Annotated in this window: 14 protein-coding genes and 1 tRNA gene; 3 read left to right on the top strand and 12 right to left on the bottom strand. The window is 33.6% G+C overall.

Annotated elements, in window-relative coordinates:
- Window positions 1-148: 148 nt before the first annotated feature.
- The 6 genes from ruvC to ACFSR1_RS10630 form a co-directional block, all read right to left on the bottom strand.
- Entirely contained in the window at window positions 149-706 is a 558-nt protein-coding gene (gene ruvC, locus ACFSR1_RS10655; RefSeq protein ID WP_378292294.1) for a crossover junction endodeoxyribonuclease RuvC, read from the bottom strand.
- Window positions 707-756: 50 nt separating this feature from the next.
- Window positions 757-1,236, bottom strand: a complete 480-nt coding sequence (locus ACFSR1_RS10650; RefSeq protein ID WP_378292292.1) for a hypothetical protein — start codon at window positions 1,234-1,236, stop codon at window positions 757-759.
- A 118-nt stretch (window positions 1,237-1,354) separates the two neighbouring features.
- Complete coding sequence (locus tag ACFSR1_RS10645) at window positions 1,355-2,491, bottom strand: tetratricopeptide repeat protein (protein WP_378292290.1); 1,137 nt, start codon at window positions 2,489-2,491, stop codon at window positions 1,355-1,357.
- A gap of 34 nt (window positions 2,492-2,525) precedes the next feature.
- Window positions 2,526-2,897, bottom strand: coding sequence for a BlaI/MecI/CopY family transcriptional regulator (locus ACFSR1_RS10640; protein WP_378292288.1), 372 nt, complete (start codon window positions 2,895-2,897; stop codon window positions 2,526-2,528).
- A gap of 32 nt (window positions 2,898-2,929) precedes the next feature.
- Window positions 2,930-5,038: a peptidylprolyl isomerase gene (locus tag ACFSR1_RS10635; protein WP_378292286.1), complete on the bottom strand. Its 2,109-nt coding sequence runs from the start codon at window positions 5,036-5,038 to the stop codon at window positions 2,930-2,932.
- Window positions 5,039-5,071: 33 nt separating this feature from the next.
- On the bottom strand, window positions 5,072-6,874 hold the full coding sequence (locus ACFSR1_RS10630) for a M56 family metallopeptidase (protein WP_378292284.1): 1,803 nt from the start codon (window positions 6,872-6,874) through the stop codon (window positions 5,072-5,074).
- A 284-nt stretch (window positions 6,875-7,158) separates the two neighbouring features.
- Here ACFSR1_RS10630 and ACFSR1_RS10625 point away from each other — a divergent pair, with 284 nt between their 5' ends.
- Complete coding sequence (locus ACFSR1_RS10625) at window positions 7,159-7,659, top strand: DUF456 domain-containing protein (RefSeq protein WP_378292282.1); 501 nt, start codon at window positions 7,159-7,161, stop codon at window positions 7,657-7,659.
- Between the two features lie 587 nt (window positions 7,660-8,246).
- On the opposite strand, the gene ACFSR1_RS10620 is transcribed toward ACFSR1_RS10625, so the two are convergent.
- The 3 genes from ACFSR1_RS10620 to trxA form a co-directional block, all read right to left on the bottom strand.
- Window positions 8,247-8,320, bottom strand: a tRNA-Asp gene (locus tag ACFSR1_RS10620).
- Between the two features lie 86 nt (window positions 8,321-8,406).
- Window positions 8,407-9,336: a DUF58 domain-containing protein gene (locus tag ACFSR1_RS10615; RefSeq protein WP_378294494.1), complete on the bottom strand. Its 930-nt coding sequence runs from the start codon at window positions 9,334-9,336 to the stop codon at window positions 8,407-8,409.
- A 126-nt stretch (window positions 9,337-9,462) separates the two neighbouring features.
- A complete protein-coding gene (trxA, locus tag ACFSR1_RS10610; protein WP_027394894.1) occupies window positions 9,463-9,780 on the bottom strand; it encodes a thioredoxin in 318 nt (105 codons plus the stop codon).
- Window positions 9,781-10,049: 269 nt separating this feature from the next.
- Between trxA and ACFSR1_RS10605 the strand changes: the two genes are divergently transcribed.
- Complete coding sequence (locus ACFSR1_RS10605; protein ID WP_378292280.1) at window positions 10,050-10,409, top strand: hypothetical protein; 360 nt, start codon at window positions 10,050-10,052, stop codon at window positions 10,407-10,409.
- A 4-nt stretch (window positions 10,410-10,413) separates the two neighbouring features.
- Here ACFSR1_RS10605 and ACFSR1_RS10600 read toward each other — a convergent pair whose 3' ends face one another.
- Window positions 10,414-11,643 carry a multiheme c-type cytochrome gene (locus ACFSR1_RS10600; RefSeq protein WP_378292278.1) on the bottom strand — a complete coding sequence of 410 codons (1,230 nt, stop codon included), beginning with the start codon at window positions 11,641-11,643 and terminating at the stop codon, window positions 10,414-10,416.
- 54 nt (window positions 11,644-11,697) lie between these two features.
- Window positions 11,698-13,602, bottom strand: a complete 1,905-nt coding sequence (locus ACFSR1_RS10595) for a tetratricopeptide repeat protein (protein ID WP_378292276.1) — start codon at window positions 13,600-13,602, stop codon at window positions 11,698-11,700.
- A gap of 287 nt (window positions 13,603-13,889) precedes the next feature.
- On the opposite strand from ACFSR1_RS10595, the gene ACFSR1_RS10590 reads away from it, so the two are divergent.
- A complete protein-coding gene (locus tag ACFSR1_RS10590) occupies window positions 13,890-15,440 on the top strand; it encodes a thiol-activated cytolysin family protein (RefSeq protein WP_378292274.1) in 1,551 nt (516 codons plus the stop codon).
- A gap of 77 nt (window positions 15,441-15,517) precedes the next feature.
- Here the strand turns inward: ACFSR1_RS10590 and dnaE are convergent, their stop codons facing one another.
- Complete coding sequence (dnaE, locus tag ACFSR1_RS10585) at window positions 15,518-19,903, bottom strand: DNA polymerase III subunit alpha (protein ID WP_378292273.1); 4,386 nt, start codon at window positions 19,901-19,903, stop codon at window positions 15,518-15,520.
- Window positions 19,904-19,908: the final 5 nt, after the last annotated feature.

Raw genomic sequence — 19,908 nt, 5'->3', positions numbered from 1 at the left:
TAGCCTATAAAGGTAAATATCAGAACAACTAAAAACCAGATGATTTTGACTTTTTTTGATGTAAAACGAGTAGTATAAATTTCTTTAAAAAAGAAGTAGGAAAAAATCAGTCTTAAAAACCAAATAATTGTCCACACTTCTAACTGAATCATTTCTTCACTCTTTTTTCATTCTGTTTTACAAAAGCTGCCCAACCAGTATAACTTTTACCAACAATGTCTGCTCTGCCCATATTGTAGAAATGGCAAACGGCAGCTGCTAACCCATCGGTAGAGTCCAGATTTTTAGGAAGAGTTTTTAATTGTAAAAGACTTTGTAGCATTTTTGCTACCTGTTCTTTACTAGCATTACCATTGCCGGTAATCGCCATTTTTATTTTTTTTGGAGAATACTCTGTAATAGGTACTTCTCTACTTAATCCAGCTGCCATAGCTACTCCCTGAGCACGACCAAGTTTTAACATCGATTGTACGTTTTTACCAAAAAAAGGTGCTTCAATAGCTATTTCGTCCGGATGATAGGTGTCAATGAGTTCCACGGTTCGTTCGAAAATCAGCTTTAGTTTTAGGTAGTGGTCATCATATTTACCAAGCTGAAGTTCATTAAGTTGTAAAAAAGACATTTTTTTCTTCACTACTTTGATTAACCCAAACCCCATAATGGTAGTTCCGGGATCAATACCCAATATTATTTTCTCATTTTCCAACAAATCGTGAATTTCTACAAAACTAAGGAATTAAGAATAAGAAAGAGTTCTTAATTAATACGAATTACCAGCGGTAGTTTATATCTGGTATTCACAGGAGTACTTCTGGTATGAGCAGGTTCTATGTCTGGAAGTTGTTCTATACTTTCTTCCAAAATATCTTTAAAGTCGGGAATTTGAGAGGTAATAATATCCGGAACTAAAAAATCTTCCAGAATAATGTCTCCTTCTTTAGTAATGAGTAAAGGAACCCAAACAGTGTCATTGATAGCTTCTTGTACGGTGATTGTGTGATCTGAAAGATAATCACCAATATGTTTATTGATAGTTTCCTGAAAACAGCGCTTCTGTTCTTCTTCAGAGGCTTGTTTGCAGGCTTCAAACAAAGGAGGTTCATCAACTTGATTTTTGTCAATTTCCTTCCACTTTTCTTGTAAAACCTCTTCTTGATTCTCTTTTTTAACAATTAGATTATCACAAGAAAATAACGTAAAAACTAAAACGAATATATAATAACTTCTTTTGATCATCGATAATTCTATTGGCTATAAAAACATGAATGTGTTTGCCAGCGTATAAAATTAAAGTTTTTTATTCAGAAGGTTAGGATAAATGTGATTAGAAAACAATACTTTGAGAGCTTCAGAGCTAATTTCTTTCAATAGTTTTTTTGTTGGCTTCTATTTCTTCTTCTAATTGTGTAATTCTTTTTTTGACAATAAAATTGAAATACTTCCCTTTATCTGTGTCATCACCAAATTTTTTCATAAATAAATTATAGTAGTCTAATTTGGTCTGAGGATCTTTATAATAAGCATCTGCAAAAGCAGCGAGTTGATATTGTGCTCTGGCATAATTAGGATTTTCTTTTAGCGCCAGTTTTGCTTGTGCCATCGCTTTTTCCCATTCTTCCTGATGTCTGTATACCATCGCAATATTTAGAAGGTCTTCATCTATAGGTACATCTTTTAATGTCAAAGCGGCTTTATAACTATCCAAAGCTTCATCGTATTTTTTGATCGATTCATAAGCCTGAGCCATACGGGTATATCGTATAGGTACTTTATCATTATATTTTAAGGCTTTCTGATATTGGGCAATTGCTAGATCATAATCATAGTTTTTGTGATAACATAATGCTAATGATGCGTGTATAAATTCATTAGTATAGTTCAGTGAAAGTAGTTTTTCGAAATAAGGAATAGCTTCAGTATAGTACTTTCTCAAAAGATAATTTTGTGCCAATACATTCAACAATTCCGGATTTTCTGGATAAGATGACAATCCTTTGTTGGCGATGTCAGATACTAAGTTGTATTTTCTTTTTCTAAGATAATGCATAGAAACTTCAAAACAACTTTTCTGATGTGTGCTATCCAGCCTAAAAGCTGTTTCAAAATACTGTATTGCTGTAGAATCTTTCAACTTCTTCTTTACGGACCCTAATCGGTATTGGAAATTGGGATTATTATTATGTGTAGCCACTAAATTAGAATAAACACTATCTGCTTTTTTAAATTTATTAGTAGTTACTAATAATTTGGCATATTCTAGTTTTGATGAGGCTACAGTCGAATCTTGGTTAATGGCTTTTTCGTAATAATGTAAAGCATCCAGATACGTGCCCTTAGCCTTGTGGGCTTTGGCAATTTGCAGCAGTATGTATTGATCCTTTTTGGTTATTTTTTGATAGGTTTTAATAGCTTCGGCATAGTTTCCAAGCGTATACAAACTATCGGCAATCTTTATACTGGAAGTTTGGCCTTCGACCTTTACAAAAATCAAGGAGATAATTATTAAAAAAACTAAAGTCAGTTGGTTACGAAACGTCATTATCGTCTTTATTGATTTCCTTGAGTATCGTTTCCAAATCTTCAATATTCATATCGTTTTTCTTTACAAAAAAAGACACCATATTTCTAAATGAGCCATTAAAATAATTATTCATTAGTTTGTTTAAAGACTGATTACTGTATTCTTCTTTTTTTACTAATGGAAAATACACGTATCCTTTACCCTCTTTACGATGTGAAACAAATTCTTTGTTTTCCAGAATCCTAATGATTGTTGAAATGGTGTTATATGCAGGTTTGGGTTCCGGCATTTTATCTATAATAGCAGCTACGTTTCCTTCATTTAGCTCCCATAAGAGTTGCATGACTTCTTCTTCTGCTTTGGTGAGTTGCTTCATCTGTTTTACTATATTGGTTTACGCTTAGTTTATTATTGAATTTTCAGGATATACATATCACCTTCATACTTGCCATTAAAATCAGAAAAAAGCATTGCTTTAGCTTCTTCGTAGCTATCATATCTTTCTAGGTATACATACAGATATGAATCTTTGGGATTTCTAAAGTGTTTAGGATTTAGTCCTTTCTCTTTTAATCGTGCCATACCTTTATCGAAATAACTTTTACGTTTAAAAATATTGGTTACCAAATAGTATCCATTTTTTATCCTATGATCTTCGGTAGTGGATAGTGTTTCTGTTAGAACAGCTTCCTTTTTGATGGAATCTTTTGATATAGGTTCTTTTAGCTGTACCGTATTGGAAGGGTCTCCAACATGAAAAACAATAGGTAGTGAGTATAAGACGTTCACTTTTTCACCCTGAGATTCTCCCGGAATCATCTTGGGTAAAGAACCGATGACTCTATTAGCTTCTTCTTCTAATTCGATAGCGGGTCCACGAGATTGAACTTCTACGATATTTCCGGAGGTGTCAATTTTAAATCTCACATAAACTCGATTCAACCCTGTAAGACCAATTGATTTGGCAATTTCTGTGTTAAAGTTTTTATTTATAAATTTCTTAATCTCATCGGATACACATTTTTTAATTAAGTCTTGATCTTTAAGGTCCTTGCAATTTTGGGTTTTAGGAACTTTGTCTACTTCAGAAAAAGGAATGTTTTGTTCTCTTAAGATTAATATATGTCTAACATCAACTCCATCTGCCTTAATTTTCTCAACGGTAAGAATATGCCATCCAAACGGAGTTCTAAAAGGTTCAGAAATTTCTCCTTCTTTTAGGCTAAAAGCGACATCCTTAAATTTTTGATGAAAAGGGTCGTCTGGTTTTATTGAATATAGTCCTCCATTTCCTTTGGATCCTGGATCTTCAGAATATAAAACAGCTCTGCTGGCAAAGCTTTTTCCGTTTTGGATAATATCGTTTTTGATTTCCAGAAGTTGGTCTACAATTTTTTGATCTACCTTTGATAAAGAATCTCTATTGATGGTTTGGATAGCCTTTGGTGTGATTACTATATTAGGTTTTTCCTCTACAGTTTCAGAAACTTCTTTTTCAGTAGTCTTTTCTTCTGATACATTGTTACTAATAGGTTCTTCTTTTACTGGAATCTCATTGTCTATTTGATTAGAAGATAATGGATTCGTAAGTTCCTGAATTTCATCGGTGATTTTTTCACTAGAAATATTGGCAAGTTCTATAGCTTTCTGAGAAAATGCTGTAAAGGTTACCATTACAGCGAGTAAAGGTACAATAGCCAAATATTTTAGTTTGGCCTTTGCTTTTGATTTCGTTTTTTGAAGCATGATGATTCTTTTTTTAAGTAATTTATGATTGAAGAAATTATTAGCAAATTTCACATTTGTGGTTTGGAAATTGGTGTTCAGTAATTGTTCATAATATTCGCGTTTACCTAAGTGTTTAATTGCAGATGCATCAGAAATATATTCATGCAGCGCAATTATTCTGGAGTGGTATATATAGATCATAGGGTTAAACCAGAAAAGGATTTTAATGAATTCAAACCATATAAGATCTAATGTGTGTTTTTGTTTTAGGTGTACAATCTCATGAATTAAGATTTTTTCTTTTTCCGCGTCAGACAATTGATTTCCTATATAAATGGTATTCCAAAACGTAAAAGCATCTTTGCTGTCAGGTAATATTCTTACAGGATAGTTCTTTATATTTCCTTTACTAGAGTTTTTCTTTAAAGAACGGATAATCAAAGTTTTTTTGATAAACATACATACCGTAATCCAAACACCAACTGTGTAAATCACTAACCACCAGTTAATATCTAAGCTTTGTGCTGTAGCTGAATTTGCCACTTCGATAACATTGTTGTTTACAATACTTTCGCCAATGAAAACAGTGGGTAAATCAATGATATAATTATCCGGAATCGTTTCTTGTATCCCTTTTACCTTTATAAATGGTAAGGTTAATGAAAGTAGAGAAGTGACTAAAAGATATACTCTGTTTACAGTAAAAAAAGTATCCTTTTTATGAAACAAATCATATGCTAACAAAAATATTAGCTGAAATAACACGGTTTGAATAATGTATTGAAGCATATCTTTTAATTTTAATTTTTCTAGTTTGCTCTGTTAATGGTTATGTTCTTCTAGCATATCTAAAGTGATAGAGTAGGAGGGTACATTCCGTCCTTGCGATGTTGTAATTACATTAAAATCTAAAACATCTTCTCCTTTTTCTACCATTAATTCTTTTTTGAAGGAAAGCTCACAAGTTCCATTTTTTGAGTTTTCCTGATACCCTTCTCCATAGACAATTTTCAAATGGTAAATACCATTAGGAATATTTCGAGCAAAATATTCGGTGTTTTTAGGTAAATATACTGTTCTCACCACTTCAGAAGTCTCAGTAGTAACTATGTCAACAATCAGTTCAGCATTTTCTCCGCTGGTAAATTTTAGATAGTTATCAATGTTGTAGTCATATTTGTTGTCTCCCTGGTTTGCACAAAAGGGCTCAGCATCTTTTTTAAAGATTTCGTTGGCTTTTGGCGATGTTGTTTCTGCAGTTTGATTATCCGTGTAGTCCGATGTGTTTCTATTACGTTCGCTTTCTGGTAACAAATCCATTGCTAAACTATAAGAAGGAACATTTTTGCCTTTATCATTGATAATAACATTATAGTCTAGAATATCTTCTCCCGTTTCCGAAATTAATTCTTTTTTAAAGTAACCTGTGCAAGAACCGTCGGTTTCTTTTTCGGTATATCCTTCTCCATAAATTACATCCACGCGATAAATTCCTTCGGGGATATTTCTTACAAAATAAGTCTGGGATTTAGGTAATAATACAGTTCTAACTACCTCATTATTTTCTAAAGATACTAATTTGGCGATGATATCGGATTCCTTGCCATTCTTAAGTTTTAAATAATTGTCTAATGTGAAATCATGTGAAGAACCTTGAATAAGACATTTAGGTTGTTTGATTGTAATAGAATTATCTTCTTTGGATAGGCTTTCATCTTCAAGCCCGGTAGAAGTTTGATTTGATTGGGTTTGATCTGTGTCTTTACAGGAAGTATAGGTAAGTATTCCCGTGATAACCGGGATTAATAACAGGTATTTAAATTTGGCAATAGATTTCGATTGGGACTTTTGTAACATAAGTATTCGTTTTTTGATTAATGATTGATTAAAAAATTGATTGATGAACGTTATTTTTTCGGTCTGAAACGCAGCATTCAGTAATTGTTCTATATAATTTCTTTGATTGACTTTGCTAATGGTAATCGAGTCAGCGATATATTCATGAAGTAACGTGATTCTTGCCTGATAGATATATATTAAAGGATTCCACCATAACAATATCTTCAATATTTCTATACCTATTTGATCTATCGTATGCTTTTGGTGTACGTGAACCAGCTCGTGCGAAATAATATTTTTCTTTTCTTCTTCTGATAAGGAATCTCCTAAAAAAATAGTATTCCAAAAAGAAAATGCGTGCGAACTGTTAGGAAGTATCACAATTCTTTTGTCAAAGGCTCTGGTGATGTTAGAAACATTTTTTAGAATATGAAGTTTATGAAACTTGAGGATAAGATGCACAAGACTAAGTACTATTCCGGTTAAATAAATTACAATCCACCAATTAATAGGTTTAGAAGTGTTTTTTGCGGCAACTTCAGTTTGATTAAAAAGTATGTTTTCTGTAGAAGCGACAATCGTCCGTTCTATGTTGGATACATAGCTCAATGTAGAACTTGAACTTAAAAAATCAATCTCTATAAATGGTAATATCAAAGATAGAAACGGTACCACCAGTAGATATAGTCGATTCCAATTAAAAAAGGTGTCCTTTTTATGGAATATGTCATAGATCAACAGGAACAATAGCTGAAATATTAAGATCTGAAGCAGGTAATGAAACATGTTTTTTCTTTTACAAATAATAATTTAGAGCATTATGTCAATCTTGAGTCTGTGCATCATTAATTTATTTTGATAAACTAAGGCAAAGACTCAGATTGACGACCCCAATATTGTGATTTAGACAACTAAACCTATTCAACTAAAATATTAGTTGAATGACAAATATAGTTTTTTTTTTAATTTAACTAAATTTTTAGTTGAAAATATTTTAAAAAGGATTAGGAAGAAGATCTTTTACATAGTTTCCGTAACAAAAAACGATAATCTTAGTCTAATAGTTAATTATGGATATAGCATTAGTAATTATTGGTTTTATTTTGTGTCTGGTTGGAATTATAGGTAGTTTTCTGCCGGTATTACCGGGGCCTTTAACATCATGGATTGGTTTATTAATACTTCATTTCACGAATGTTATTCCGCAAAACTGGACTTTTCTTGGAATCACATTAGGTATTGCAGTGTTAGTTTGGGTATTGGATTATATTGTTCCTGCATGGGGTACGAAACGCTTTGGAGGCACAAAATATGGGATGATAGGTAGTTCTATTGGACTTATTATTGGTTTGTTATTTTTAGGCCCTTTCGGTATTATCATTGGTCCTTTTGCAGGGGCTTTTGTTGGAGAATTGATAAAGGATAGTAATGATTCTTCTAAAGCATTAAAAGCAGCTTTTGGATCTTTTCTTGGCTTTCTTGCCGGGACTTTTGTAAAATTTGTGGTTTCTATTGCCTTTATTATTTTGTATGTAAACAAGGTTTGGGAGTATTGGGGAGAACTGTTTTAATAAAAGATTCTTAGTGAATTAAATGTTTTAAAGTTTTTCTGATATATATAACAAACAAAAAAGAGCGTCTCCACGCTCTTTTTCTTCACACAAATCATCTTAATTTAGGGGCTTATTCTAAAATTAAAACTCACTTTTATAAAAACTTTCATCTTGGGGGGTAATGAAAGCACTAACTCATTTTCACTTTGTAAAGATAGTGCAAAATTCGTAACCACCAAACTTTTTGTGTATTTTATCGTAAAAAAATTACATTTTAACATAATTATAGTATTTAAAAAATAAATAAGTAAGAAAAAGACTACTAATTATCAAAATGAATTCAATCAGGAAATAGAAAGTTAGTTTATTGGAGTTTAAAATGTGGAAGATGTTGATGTTGGAGTAGCGAATTGGTTTCAGGAAATTATGTACTTCAACATTACAATTGATTTGGATCCTCTAGAAACTAAAAAAAGCCTCTCCGTTTTCAGGAAAAGCTTCTCATTGGTTTACTACTAAACCACCCACGCAACAGGCGTGGGACAACACAACTTTGTTCATTGCAAAAAAAAGCTTCAATGTTAGTTGAAGCTTTTGCAATTTTGCGGTCTGGACGGGACTCGAACCCGCGACCCCCTGCGTGACAGGCAGGTATTCTAACCAACTGAACTACCAGACCATTGCCTTATTGCGGATGCAAATATACACCTCATTTTAATACTCACAAATGTTTTTTTAGTTTTTTTTTGAATTAAATTTCAATATTTATACAAATTTCTGCCTTTCAACTAAATACGTAGTGAGGATTTTATCAAAATCTTTTGTGATATCAGCTTCTACATACTTTATTTTATATTGAGAACATTTTAATTTAAGATCATAAAAATAAGAAGCAACAGCTTTCTTGTAGTTTTCTTTTATATTATCTGCATATAAATTTACGTGTTCACCGGTTTCTACATCTATAAATCGAGTAGGACGATTGCTAAAGTCAAAATTTAACTCCTTCGTACTGTCAAAAGTATGGAACAATACCACTTCATGTTTATTGTACTTAAGGTGTCTTAGTGCCTCAAATAATTTTTCCGGACTTGAGGTAGCTTGTAACATGTCTGTAAACAAAAAGATCAAGGATCTACGATGAATTTTTTCTGCTATCTGATGTAAAAAGGTATAAGTATCTGTATTTTTTGTGTTAGGAGTAGAAGTTACTATTTGGCTTAACTTACTTAAAAGCATTTGATGATGTCGCTCACTCCCTTTTTCCTGAGTGTAGTAATCATAGGTGTCACTATAAATGCTAAGACCAATAGCGTCTCTCTGTTTTTTTAGGATATTCATTAAACAAGCAGTGGCAAGAACAGAAAAGCTAATCTTATTTAATGATCCCAGATGATGTTCTTTTACCTCGGGATAATGCATAGATGACGAATTATCAATGATAATATGACATCTTAAGTTGGTTTCTTCCTCATATCTCTTAGTAAATAATTTATCTGTTTTGGCATACAATTTCCAATCTATATGTTTGGTGCTCTCTCCATTATTATACACTTTGTGTTCTGCAAATTCTGCAGAAAATCCGTGAAAAGGACTTTTATGCATTCCAGAAATAAAGCCTTCTACTACTTGTTTTGCTAAAAGTTCCAGGTTTGTAAAACCACCTGTTTTATTAATTTCATTTTGGATTTTCATCATCCTTCTGGATTGTGTAAAAGATTACAGATTAATTGTAGCAAACAATATACGGATTAGTAAAATATATTTTATAAAAAAAGGGTTGACAATCCGTCAACCCTTTTTCTTTTGTTATGTTATTTCTTAGATTAACGAATCTAATGCTTCTGCATATACATTTTTAGGAGAAACGCCTACTTGACGACCAACTACTTCTCCGTTTTGGAAAACTAATACTGTTGGAATATTTCTCACTCCATATTTAGCAGCAAATTCTTGATTTGCATCTACATCAACTTTACCTACAACGGCTTTTCCATCATATTCTTCACTAATTTGCTCGATGATTGGTCCTACCATTCTACAAGGGCCACACCATGCTGCCCAAAAATCAACCAATACAGGTTTATCGCTTTTAAGTACTACTTCATCAAAAGTAGCATCTGTTATCTCTAATGCCATAGTTATTTATTGTTTAAAATTCTTATTCGCTTTTAATTTCACAAAATTAGTCAATAATTCTCCCAAAGCTTACAATCATAATATTTGTTTTGACTATAAGGTTATCGAGTTTATTGATACCAAATATAATTTAAATCAAACAGACAAAGAATTATTCTTTCAATCTTTAGTTAATTTTTAATCCTAAGGTCTAGGTTATGAAAAGAACCAAAAAGTCAATTCAACATCAGAAAAAAATTAACATTATATTTACAGTTGTAAAAAATAAAATGAAACAAACTGAATTGCCATATTGTAATCTTGTTTTTAAAGAATGTCACGCAATTTTGGAGATGAAGCCTAACTCTGCCATTACTATGGAAACGGCGGCTGAGATTACGGATCATCTTGAAACGTTCTATAAAGGAAGAAATTTTATATTCATTACGCATAGAAAATTCCCTCACGATATTGATCTGAATGTCTATAAAGGAAGAATATTGAAAAACATGATTGGCTTTGCCATTGTTTCTAAAAACCCGGAAGAAATAAAAAGAGCCCTCCAAGAGCAGCCTCTTTGGAATGAAGCTTTTACTTTTTTTAAGGACCTGAGTGAAGCTGAAGATTGGGCCAGAAGTTTTTTTGATTAAGTTTTTAATTCACCTTTTGATTATAGATTCCTATTAAATGAGTTCTTACATCCACAGAAACTTCACCATTTTCGGGGATTTGTATTTTCATTGTCTTACTTTTCACTAAAGGCATATGGCATTGAATACAATTGTTACTCATTTTTCTGATCTCGTCTTTATCACCAGAACAATTTATAGGTTTTTCCATAGTTGAATGACAACTCATACATTTTTGATTAAACGTAGTAAAATTTCCTCTCTCTTTTTTGTGAGGATCGTGACAAGTCGTACAGTCAAGAGTGATACTTTTTGTAAAACATTTGCTTGCTTTCAATAAACCGTATTGATTACCATGTACATCTAGTTCTTCTAGACTTGATTCGTCATAATCAGGAAATGAAAACTTTTTTAGTGTATCTCCTGTCATAAAAGAAAAAGCACGTTCTGTGGTTTCTGTTCTTAAACCAGAATGACACAGGGCACACGCATCTAATCTTTGTTGTCTGGATAATGAGCTGTACTTTATAATGTGTTTAGCAATCTTATCATAAGGGTTTTGTTTGTGATATTTTACGTGTTCTTTTACAGGTCCATGACAGCGTTGACAATCAATCCCATATACCAAATTTTCTCGATGAAATTGGTTGCCATTTTTATTGCCTGAGATATTCTGAGCATAGGTGGTATGGCATTCTAAGCAACGTTCTAAAACAGGTCTGGCTGGGGCTAACTGATCCGGTGCTCCCGGACTATTAATCCAACTATTAGTAGGAGTGAAATAAGAAGCTTGTAATTGAAACAAGTTATTATTATTCCACATCAAATAAGATTGCCCTTTAGTTCCAGAACCTACAACAATATTCATCTTTGCAGAATAAAAAGGAACATCTTGATCCTTGATTACTGGTTCCTGATAAAAACCAGTATTCTTTTCTATGAATTTAAAAGTAACATCATCGTTTAATCGTAATGTGTTTTTGCCTTCTTCAAAACTTCCTTTGATTGTGTTTTTGCTAGCAGGTTGGAAAGAATTAAAATGTGCGGTGCGATGATGATCTTCTACGATTTGTTGATGGCATTCTATACAAGCGGAAGAACTAATAAAATCCATTCCGTTTGAATGTGTAGCGATGGGTATGATGGCAACATATTCACTTTTGTTGTCTGATTTTTTTAGATTGAAAGCGAAATATGATACTGCACCAAGAATAATAATACCAATAGTTATAATGTACAATGTATTCTTTTGCATAAGTTCTGATGTGCGATTCTTTTACAAGATATAATAATTTTAAAACAGACACTTCTATAATGTATTTAAGAATTGATATAGGTCTGTTTCTTTATCTAGATTCAATTTCTTTTTTAGACGGTATTTAGATTTTAGTACACTATCAGGTAATACATTGAGCATTGTAGCGATTTCTTTAGTGGTAAGGTTCATTCTTAAGAAAGAAGCTAATCGTATTTCTTTTTCAGAAATTTCACTGTAGATGGACTTAAGCTTGTTATCAAAATTGTTGTGTACATCAGCAAAGTAAGATTTAAACACCTCCCAGTCTTTATCCTCGGCACTTTCTTTTTTTAATAACATCACGAGGCGTCTAAATTCAACTTTAAAAAGTTCAGGAGAATTCTTAATACGTTCTAGGTTTTCTTTTAATTCCTGGATGAAACTACTTTTTTGAACCAGATGCAATGTTTGTGAGGTGAGTTCTTTCTTTTTAAATTCGATTTCTTGCTTATAGATTTCCTCCTGCTTTTCACGTTCTATCGCATTCCTTTTTATACGTTGTCTGAATCCAAAAAACAGTAATCCTGAGAAGGCGATAAATGAAATCATTCCTCCAGCATATAAGGTTTTGCGTAAGTTGCTAATTTCTACTTGCTGGTTTAGGTTTTTTATTTCTTCTTTTTGTAAAGCAATTGCGGCTTCTTTTTTCTCTGTTTCATATATTATTTTTAGTTCTTCTATCTGTTGTGATTTTGTTTTATTAAAAATGCTATCGTTTAACAGTTGATATTGTTTTCGATCTTCTAGTGCTTTTTTCATTTGGTTATTTTGTTCATAAGTCTCAGACCTACTTTCATAAGCTATTTTAGAAAGATCAATCGCTTCAATAGAATCGGCTTTTTTAACAGATAGATTTAGAAAAGTAAGAGCTTCGTTGTATTTTCCCATCTCGGTAAGAATTCTTCCTTTTTCTCTTAAACTAAAAATTTCATTTGTTATAGAATTTATTTTTCGATGAATTTTTAGGGTGATATCCACATATTCTATAGCTTTAGTATACTGTTCATTATCCGTAAAAATCATTGCTAAGCTTCCATAAGCATTGGCTTTCATATCTGGAATATCAAGACTTTTTCCAATATCAAGACTTTTGTTAAAATAGTCCCGGGCTTGATCTTGTTCTTTAAGTTCTAAAAGTGCACTTCCGATATCATAGTATGTATATCCTTCCCAAAGTTTATCATTGGTTTCTAGATATATTCTAAGGGCTTCTTTAAAATATCCAATCGCTTCCTTATAATTTTTTCTAAAATGCTCTGTACGACCAATATTACGAAGAATATCAGCTTTTCTCCAGGGTTGTTCTTGTATAGTATCGATTATTTTCAATGCTTCTAGGCTTTTTTGAAGGGCAATCTTGTAATTACCTTTTTCCATGTATGTGCTTCCAATTTCGCCAATACTGATGCCGTATCTTAAGTAGTCTTCTTGTTCTAAATAAATATTACTAGCTTTTTCTTTCATTTGGATGGCTTCCGTAAAAGCTCCTTCCATTTTCTTGATACCTCCGAGAGCATCCAGAACCATAGCAATATTGTCCGGTTCATCTGTTTTTTCGAAATTTACTAAGGCTTGGTTGTAGTAAAACTTAGCAGAATCAGCATTTTGCCTAAGAATATAGCTTACCCCAATATGATATAATCCAATATTTCGTCCTAGTTCATAATTTATTTTTTCTGAAATGGAAACTGCTTTCCTTGCATAGTTTTCCCCTTTTTGAGGATCAGTATACGTTTCTTGATAGAATAATGCTTCTAAAGTCTCTATTTTAGGAATACCATCTGGTTGATTTTTATAAACACTCAGTAAGCTATCTAGTTTAGTATCGTTTTGCCCATATATAAATTTGAAATTACCAAGAAAAAAGCACAGAATTAAAGCATAAAATTTCATAAAGAATGGTCGTTTAGTTTCCATCTAAGGTACTTAATAAATACTTTAATTATATAAACTTGTCCATTGAAGGAATCATCTTTTTTAAACAAAAAATGTCTTAAAAATTGATTTTCTTCCACTTAATGAACTACAGAACCCCTTGAAAACACTAAGAAATTTCACAAAGAAGACTCGAAGTTAAGTGAAGCTAAAAAGTTATGTAACTCATTGATTTTTAATGCTTGTCCATACTTTGTCCATACTAAAAATTAGGTGCTAGGAGACTTTTCGGATAGTTTTGACTCGTTGAATCAAAAAAACATAAATCAATGAAAACTTCAATTTTAAAAATGCCCCAAGCGTTTATTTTAATTTGTATTATAAGTACGCTAATAGCATGTAGTTCTTGTAGTAAGGATGAAGATGTAATACCAGGAGATCCTGTTAATCCAGAGGCAAACAACATCAATGATTTTATTAAAAATCTTGATTATGATGCTAATCAATTATTGGGACTAGAAGATACAGGTGGAGAAGCGTTATTAAAGACTCCAGGAGAAACAACAACTGATAATTCGTATAATGAAGGAATAGAAACTACTTGTGTTAGGGTAGACTATAACCTTAAAGCAAATTTTGAAGACGTTGCGATTCTTCGTCCTACTAATGGTATCGTTTGGCCCGGTGCTTTAGTTATAGGAAATCAAACGATGAGAGATGGTTTACCCGAGGCATTTACACTAGGTAGAGCTCCTATGACCATTCGTTTGGACTTACCAGGTATTGGGGAAGCAGGAAATATTAGAATAGAAGATCCAAGAAATTCTAATGTACAAGCTAAAATTGATGAAGCATTAGAATATTGGAATGCTAATGCATATCAAGAAGGATATGTAAATGCTTCTAATTCATCCTATGCTGCAAGTACTTCGTACAGTTCTAAACAAATGAGTTTAGAAGTTGGAATGAATACCGAATGGGCTACAGGAGATGTTTCTGCGCAATTTAATTATGAAACTACTTCGACCAGAAGAGTGGCTATAATGGTATTTAAACAAGTTTTTTATACCATAACTATGGATACACCGGATAATCCGGCAGATGTTTTTAGAGCGGACGTATCATTAACTCAAATAGAGAATGCGTTTAATTCTACAACACCACCAGCATATGTGCATTCGGTAAATTATGGTAGAATTATTATGTTTAGAATGGAAACTACTGCTGAAGCTACTGAGGCTGAGTTGACAGGAGCGTTTAATTATGCTAGTGGTTTGAATAGTGCTTCTGGAACTGTAGAGGCGAAGTATAAAGAAATCTTGAATGAATCTAACATCACGACAGTAACCATAGGTGGTAACGCTGCTGTGGCCTCTGAAGCCGTTTCAGCGCAGAACTTTGGAGATTTACAATCCATTATAAAAGGCGAAAATGCAGTGTATAGTAGAGATAATCCTGGTGTTCCTATCGCTTATACGATTCGATTCTTAAAAGATAATAGTTTAGCCAAAATGGGATACACTACCGATTATGTAGCGCTTAACTGTACTGCCACAGGAAGACAACATAATCAAATAGAATTTATTAATAACGTTGCTGATAATTTTAGAATTGGTATCGAATATAAATCTAAACAAGAAGGTGGAACTATAGATTATGATAATATTGTCTGGAAAGAGAATAAAATTGATGGTTCGACTACAGCTATTACTCCACCTGACGGTGCTTATGATATTTTCTATTATGTAGAACGAGCTAAATTTGGTGCCGGATATGAAAGAAAATTAAAAGATAATATTGGTGGATATGTGCACGATTATGAAGACTGTTGGGAATCATACAGAGATATTCTTGAAGTAAAAGTAAGAACTTGTCAATAAAAAGATAGCATTACCCCTTTGCAAGGTCGGCATCCTAAGTTGTGATTCAACAGCTTGATGCCGGCTTTAGCGTTTTTCTAATTCAATTTATAATACACCGAATCATTTTCTAATGCTGTAAGCAACTCCGGAGATATATTTACCTTCTGTTTTCGACTAGGCATATGCAACTTTAGTTTTTCGGCCATTTCGAATATTACAAAATTTAAAGTGTGATTTCCAGAATGCTCTGTCAATAATTGCTTTAAACCATCAATTCTTTTATCAGAGAGGTCATTGATATCTAATTGTATGGTTAACTTTCTGGCATAGGTTTCCAGGACATCGTGTAGCAACTGAAAACTGTTAAACTGTATTCTAGGATCTCCTTTTTTACCGGTATCACGGTTTACCCAGCCTTCTTTTATAAAGGCTTTGGCATATACAAAGGTACTCTGTACCAAAAAAGGTCTGTGTTTTAGATAATCTTCTCCAAAAATCCTAAACTCGTGAGCGGTATTATAATCCTCAATAGTAAAAGTGGCCCAACCCTTTCCGTTTTTAGAAGTACGATGTTCTACTCCGGTAATCACTCCACCAAATGATATTTCACGATTCAGGTTGTTTTCTAAATCAGCAAAATTCAGTAATGTTCCGTTGCAGAAATATTTCATTTCGTATTTAAAATCATCCAGTGGGTGTCCAGAAATATAAATACCTACCACCTCTTTTTCTCGGGCAAGTTTCTCCATGGTCCCCCATTCTTCGCAAGGAGGAACTACTGGTTCTGGTATTTGAACATCACTGGCTTCTCCAAACAAACTTACTTGAGAGGAATTTTCATTCTCTTGATATTTAGCTCCATATTTCATGGCTTTTTCTAGGAAGGTAATTCCATCTCCATCTTGATGAAAATATTGGCCTCTATGTGTTTCGGTAAAAGAATCAAAACCACCTGCTAGCGCTAGACTCTCAAATGCTTTTTTATTAGCAGCACGTAAATCGATACGCTTTGCCATATCAAAAATGGATCTATAAGGCCCATCTTCTTTTCTGTTTTCTACAATGGTAGCAACAGCCCCGGTACCAACACCTTTGATCGCTCCCATACCAAATCGTACTGCGCCATCTTTGTTTACAGAGAATTTCCTATAGGATTCATTCACATCGGGGCCCAATACTTCTAATTTCATTCGCTTACATTCTTCCATAAAGAAAGTAACCTGCTTGATATCATTCATATTGTTAGAAAGCACTGCAGCCATATATTCTGCAGGATAGTGTGCTTTTAAATATGCTGTCTGATAAGCTATCCAGGCATAACAAGTGGAGTGGGATTTGTTAAACGCATAGGCAGCAAAGGCTTCCCAGTCTTTCCAGATTTTTTCAAGCTTGTCTTCGGCATGACCTTTTGCAGCAGCTTGTTCAATGAATTTAGGTTTCATTTTATCCAGAACCGCTTTCTGCTTCTTACCCATTGCTTTACGAAGTACATCGGCTTCACCTTTGGTGAAATCTGCCAGTTTCTGTGATAATAGCATCACTTGCTCTTGATATACCGTAATTCCGTAGGTTTCTTTTAGATACTCTTCACAAGCTTCAAGGTCATAGATAATTTCTTCGGTACCGTGTTTTCTGTTAATAAAACTCGGGATATATTCTAAAGGACCTGGACGATACAATGCGTTCATTGCAATAAGATCAGCAAAAACCGTAGGTTTTAGTTCCTTCATGTATTTTTGCATCCCGGGAGATTCATATTGGAACACCCCAACGGTTTCTCCTCTTTGGAATAACGCATAGGTTTCTTCATCATCCAGCGGAAAATTCTCAGGATCGAGTTCCACTCCGTGTTTTGCTTTGACAATTTTTACCGTATCCTTAATTAGGGTTAATGTTTTTAACCCAAGGAAATCCATTTTTAGTAAACCAGCACTTTCCACAACCGAGTTATCAAACTGTGTACAGTACATATCTGAATCTTTTGCCAAAGCTACAGGAACAAATTTGGTAATATCATCCGGAGTGATGATAACTCCACAAGCATGAATACCGGTATTTCTTACAGAACCTTCTAAAACTCGGGCTTGATTCAGTGTTTCGGCTTCCAGGTCACTTCCTTCAGCAATATTTAGTAATTCGTTTACTTTTTCTAATTCGTCACTTCTAAATTTTTTCTTAAGTACTGCTTCATCTACACCAAATATTTTCCCTAATTTGGACATGTTAGGAATTAATTTGGCTATTCTGTCAGCATCACTAAGAGGAAGATCCAATACGCGTGCAGTATCTCTAATAGAGGATTTTGCGGCCATCGTACCATAAGTAATGATCTGTGCGACCTGATTAGCTCCGTATTTTTCGATTACGTAATCCATTACACGTCCACGTCCTTCATCATCAAAGTCAATATCAATATCGGGCATACTTACACGATCCGGATTTAAGAATCTCTCAAAAAGTAGATCATATTTAATGGGATCAAGATTGGTAATCCATAAACAGTAGGCTACCGCTGATCCGGCGGCAGATCCACGCCCTGGTCCAACTGATACTCCCATATCTCTGGCTGCTCGAATAAAATCCTCTACAATCAAGAAATATCCAGGATATCCTGTATTCTCTATTACTTTAAGCTCAAAATCTAATCTTTCGTCAATCTCAGGAGTAATTTCTCCGTATCTTATTTTTGCTCCTTTATAGGTAATGTGTCTTAAGTATGCATTTTCTCCTCTTTTACCTCCATCGATCTTGTCTTCTTCTGATTGAAACTCCTCTGGTATATCAAAGGCAGGTAATAATACATCTCTGGCTAGAACAAACGGTTCTATCTTATCAATGACTTCCTGAATATTAATAATCGCCTCCGGAAGATCTTTGAATAGATTTTTCATCTCTTCAGAGGACTTAAAATAATACTCTTGGTTTGGCAAACCATATCGATACCCTCTTCCTCTACCTATAGGTGTAGCTTGTTTTTCTCCATCTTTTACACATAAAAGAATATCGTGAGCATTGGCATCTTTTTTCTCGCAATAGTAGGTGTTATTGGTGGCAATGGTTTTAATATTGTGTTTTTTGGAAAAATTAATCAGGACTTGGTTTACTCGGTTTTCATCTTCTTGATTGTGACGCATGATTTCTATATACAAATCATCACCAAACTCCTGGTGCCACCAAAGTAGGGCTTCCTCTGCTTGTTTTTCTCCTATATTCAACACTTTACTCGGAACTTCACCATAGAGGTTTCCAGTAAGTACAATAATGTCTTCTTTATACTGTTTAATAACTTCCTTATCAATTCTGGGTAAGTAGTAGAATCCATCAACAAAACCAATGGAAGACATTTTTGCCAGATTATGATATCCATTTTTATTTTTAGCGAGAAGCACAATTTGGTATCCATTGTCTTTTCTGGACTTGTCTTTATGATTCTCACAAACAAAGAATTCACAACCTACGATTGGTTTTATTTCTACTCCTGTAGGTTCCTCACCGTTTTCAATAGCTTCTTCATTAGCTGCTTTTACGCTTTTGTTATGATTTGTAACTGCAGAAACGAAATGAAAAGCTCCCATCATATTGGCGTGATCGGTCATAGCAACTGCAGTCATTTTATGTTTGGCAGTTTCTTTTACCAAATCAGGAATGCTGGTAGTTGATTGCAGAACCGAAAATTGTGTATGATTATGAAGGTGTGCAAAGTTTACTGAATCCAGCGCAGCAATGTTATCTTTAATCTCTTGTTGAGAGATATCAGAACCGCCCCGTTGATCCAGTGCCTCTTGGATTTTTTGTGAGGCTTTTTTGAGATTTATGTGCTTTAGACCTATTAATTGAATAGGTTCTGGGTTCTTTTCTTTAAAATTTTCGAAATAATCTGGTTGTACATCAAGTTCTTCTTGTGTAAAAACTTGTTTACGGATTAATTCAAAAAAACATCGGGTGGTAGCTTCTACATCTGCTGTTGCATTATGGGCTTCTCCAAATGCTGTTCCGAAAAGATACTCGTGTAATTCAGTTAACGTCGGAAGTTTAAATTTACCACCACGTCCTCCAGGAATTTGGCATAAACTAGCAGTGGTTTCTGTACAAGTATCTAGTACTGGTAATTCTTGTAGTTGATTATCAATGCCCAGTCTGTAAAATTCAGATCCCATGATATTGACATCAAAACCTACATTCTGACCTACAATAAATTTGGTTTTGGATAATGCTATGTTGAATTTCTCTAGAACTTCTGTTAATGTGATTCCATCTTGTTCAGCCAAAGCGGTAGATATTCCATGAATTTTCTCGGCATCATAAGGAATGTTGAATCCTTCAGGTTTTACTAAATAATCCTGATGTTCGATACAATTACCCATTTCATCGTGCAACTGCCAGGCGATTTGTATACATCTCGGCCAATTGTCAGTGTCACTTATCGGGGCGTCCCAACGCTTAGGTAAACCTGTTGTTTCAGTATCAAAAATTAAGTACATAAAAA

The sequence above is a fragment of the Aquimarina rubra genome (assembly GCF_042684305.1).
Lineage (GTDB): Bacteria > Bacteroidota > Bacteroidia > Flavobacteriales > Flavobacteriaceae > Aquimarina > Aquimarina rubra.
Note: the sequence above shows the minus strand (reverse complement) of the source record. Positions and strands in the feature narration are given on the sequence as shown.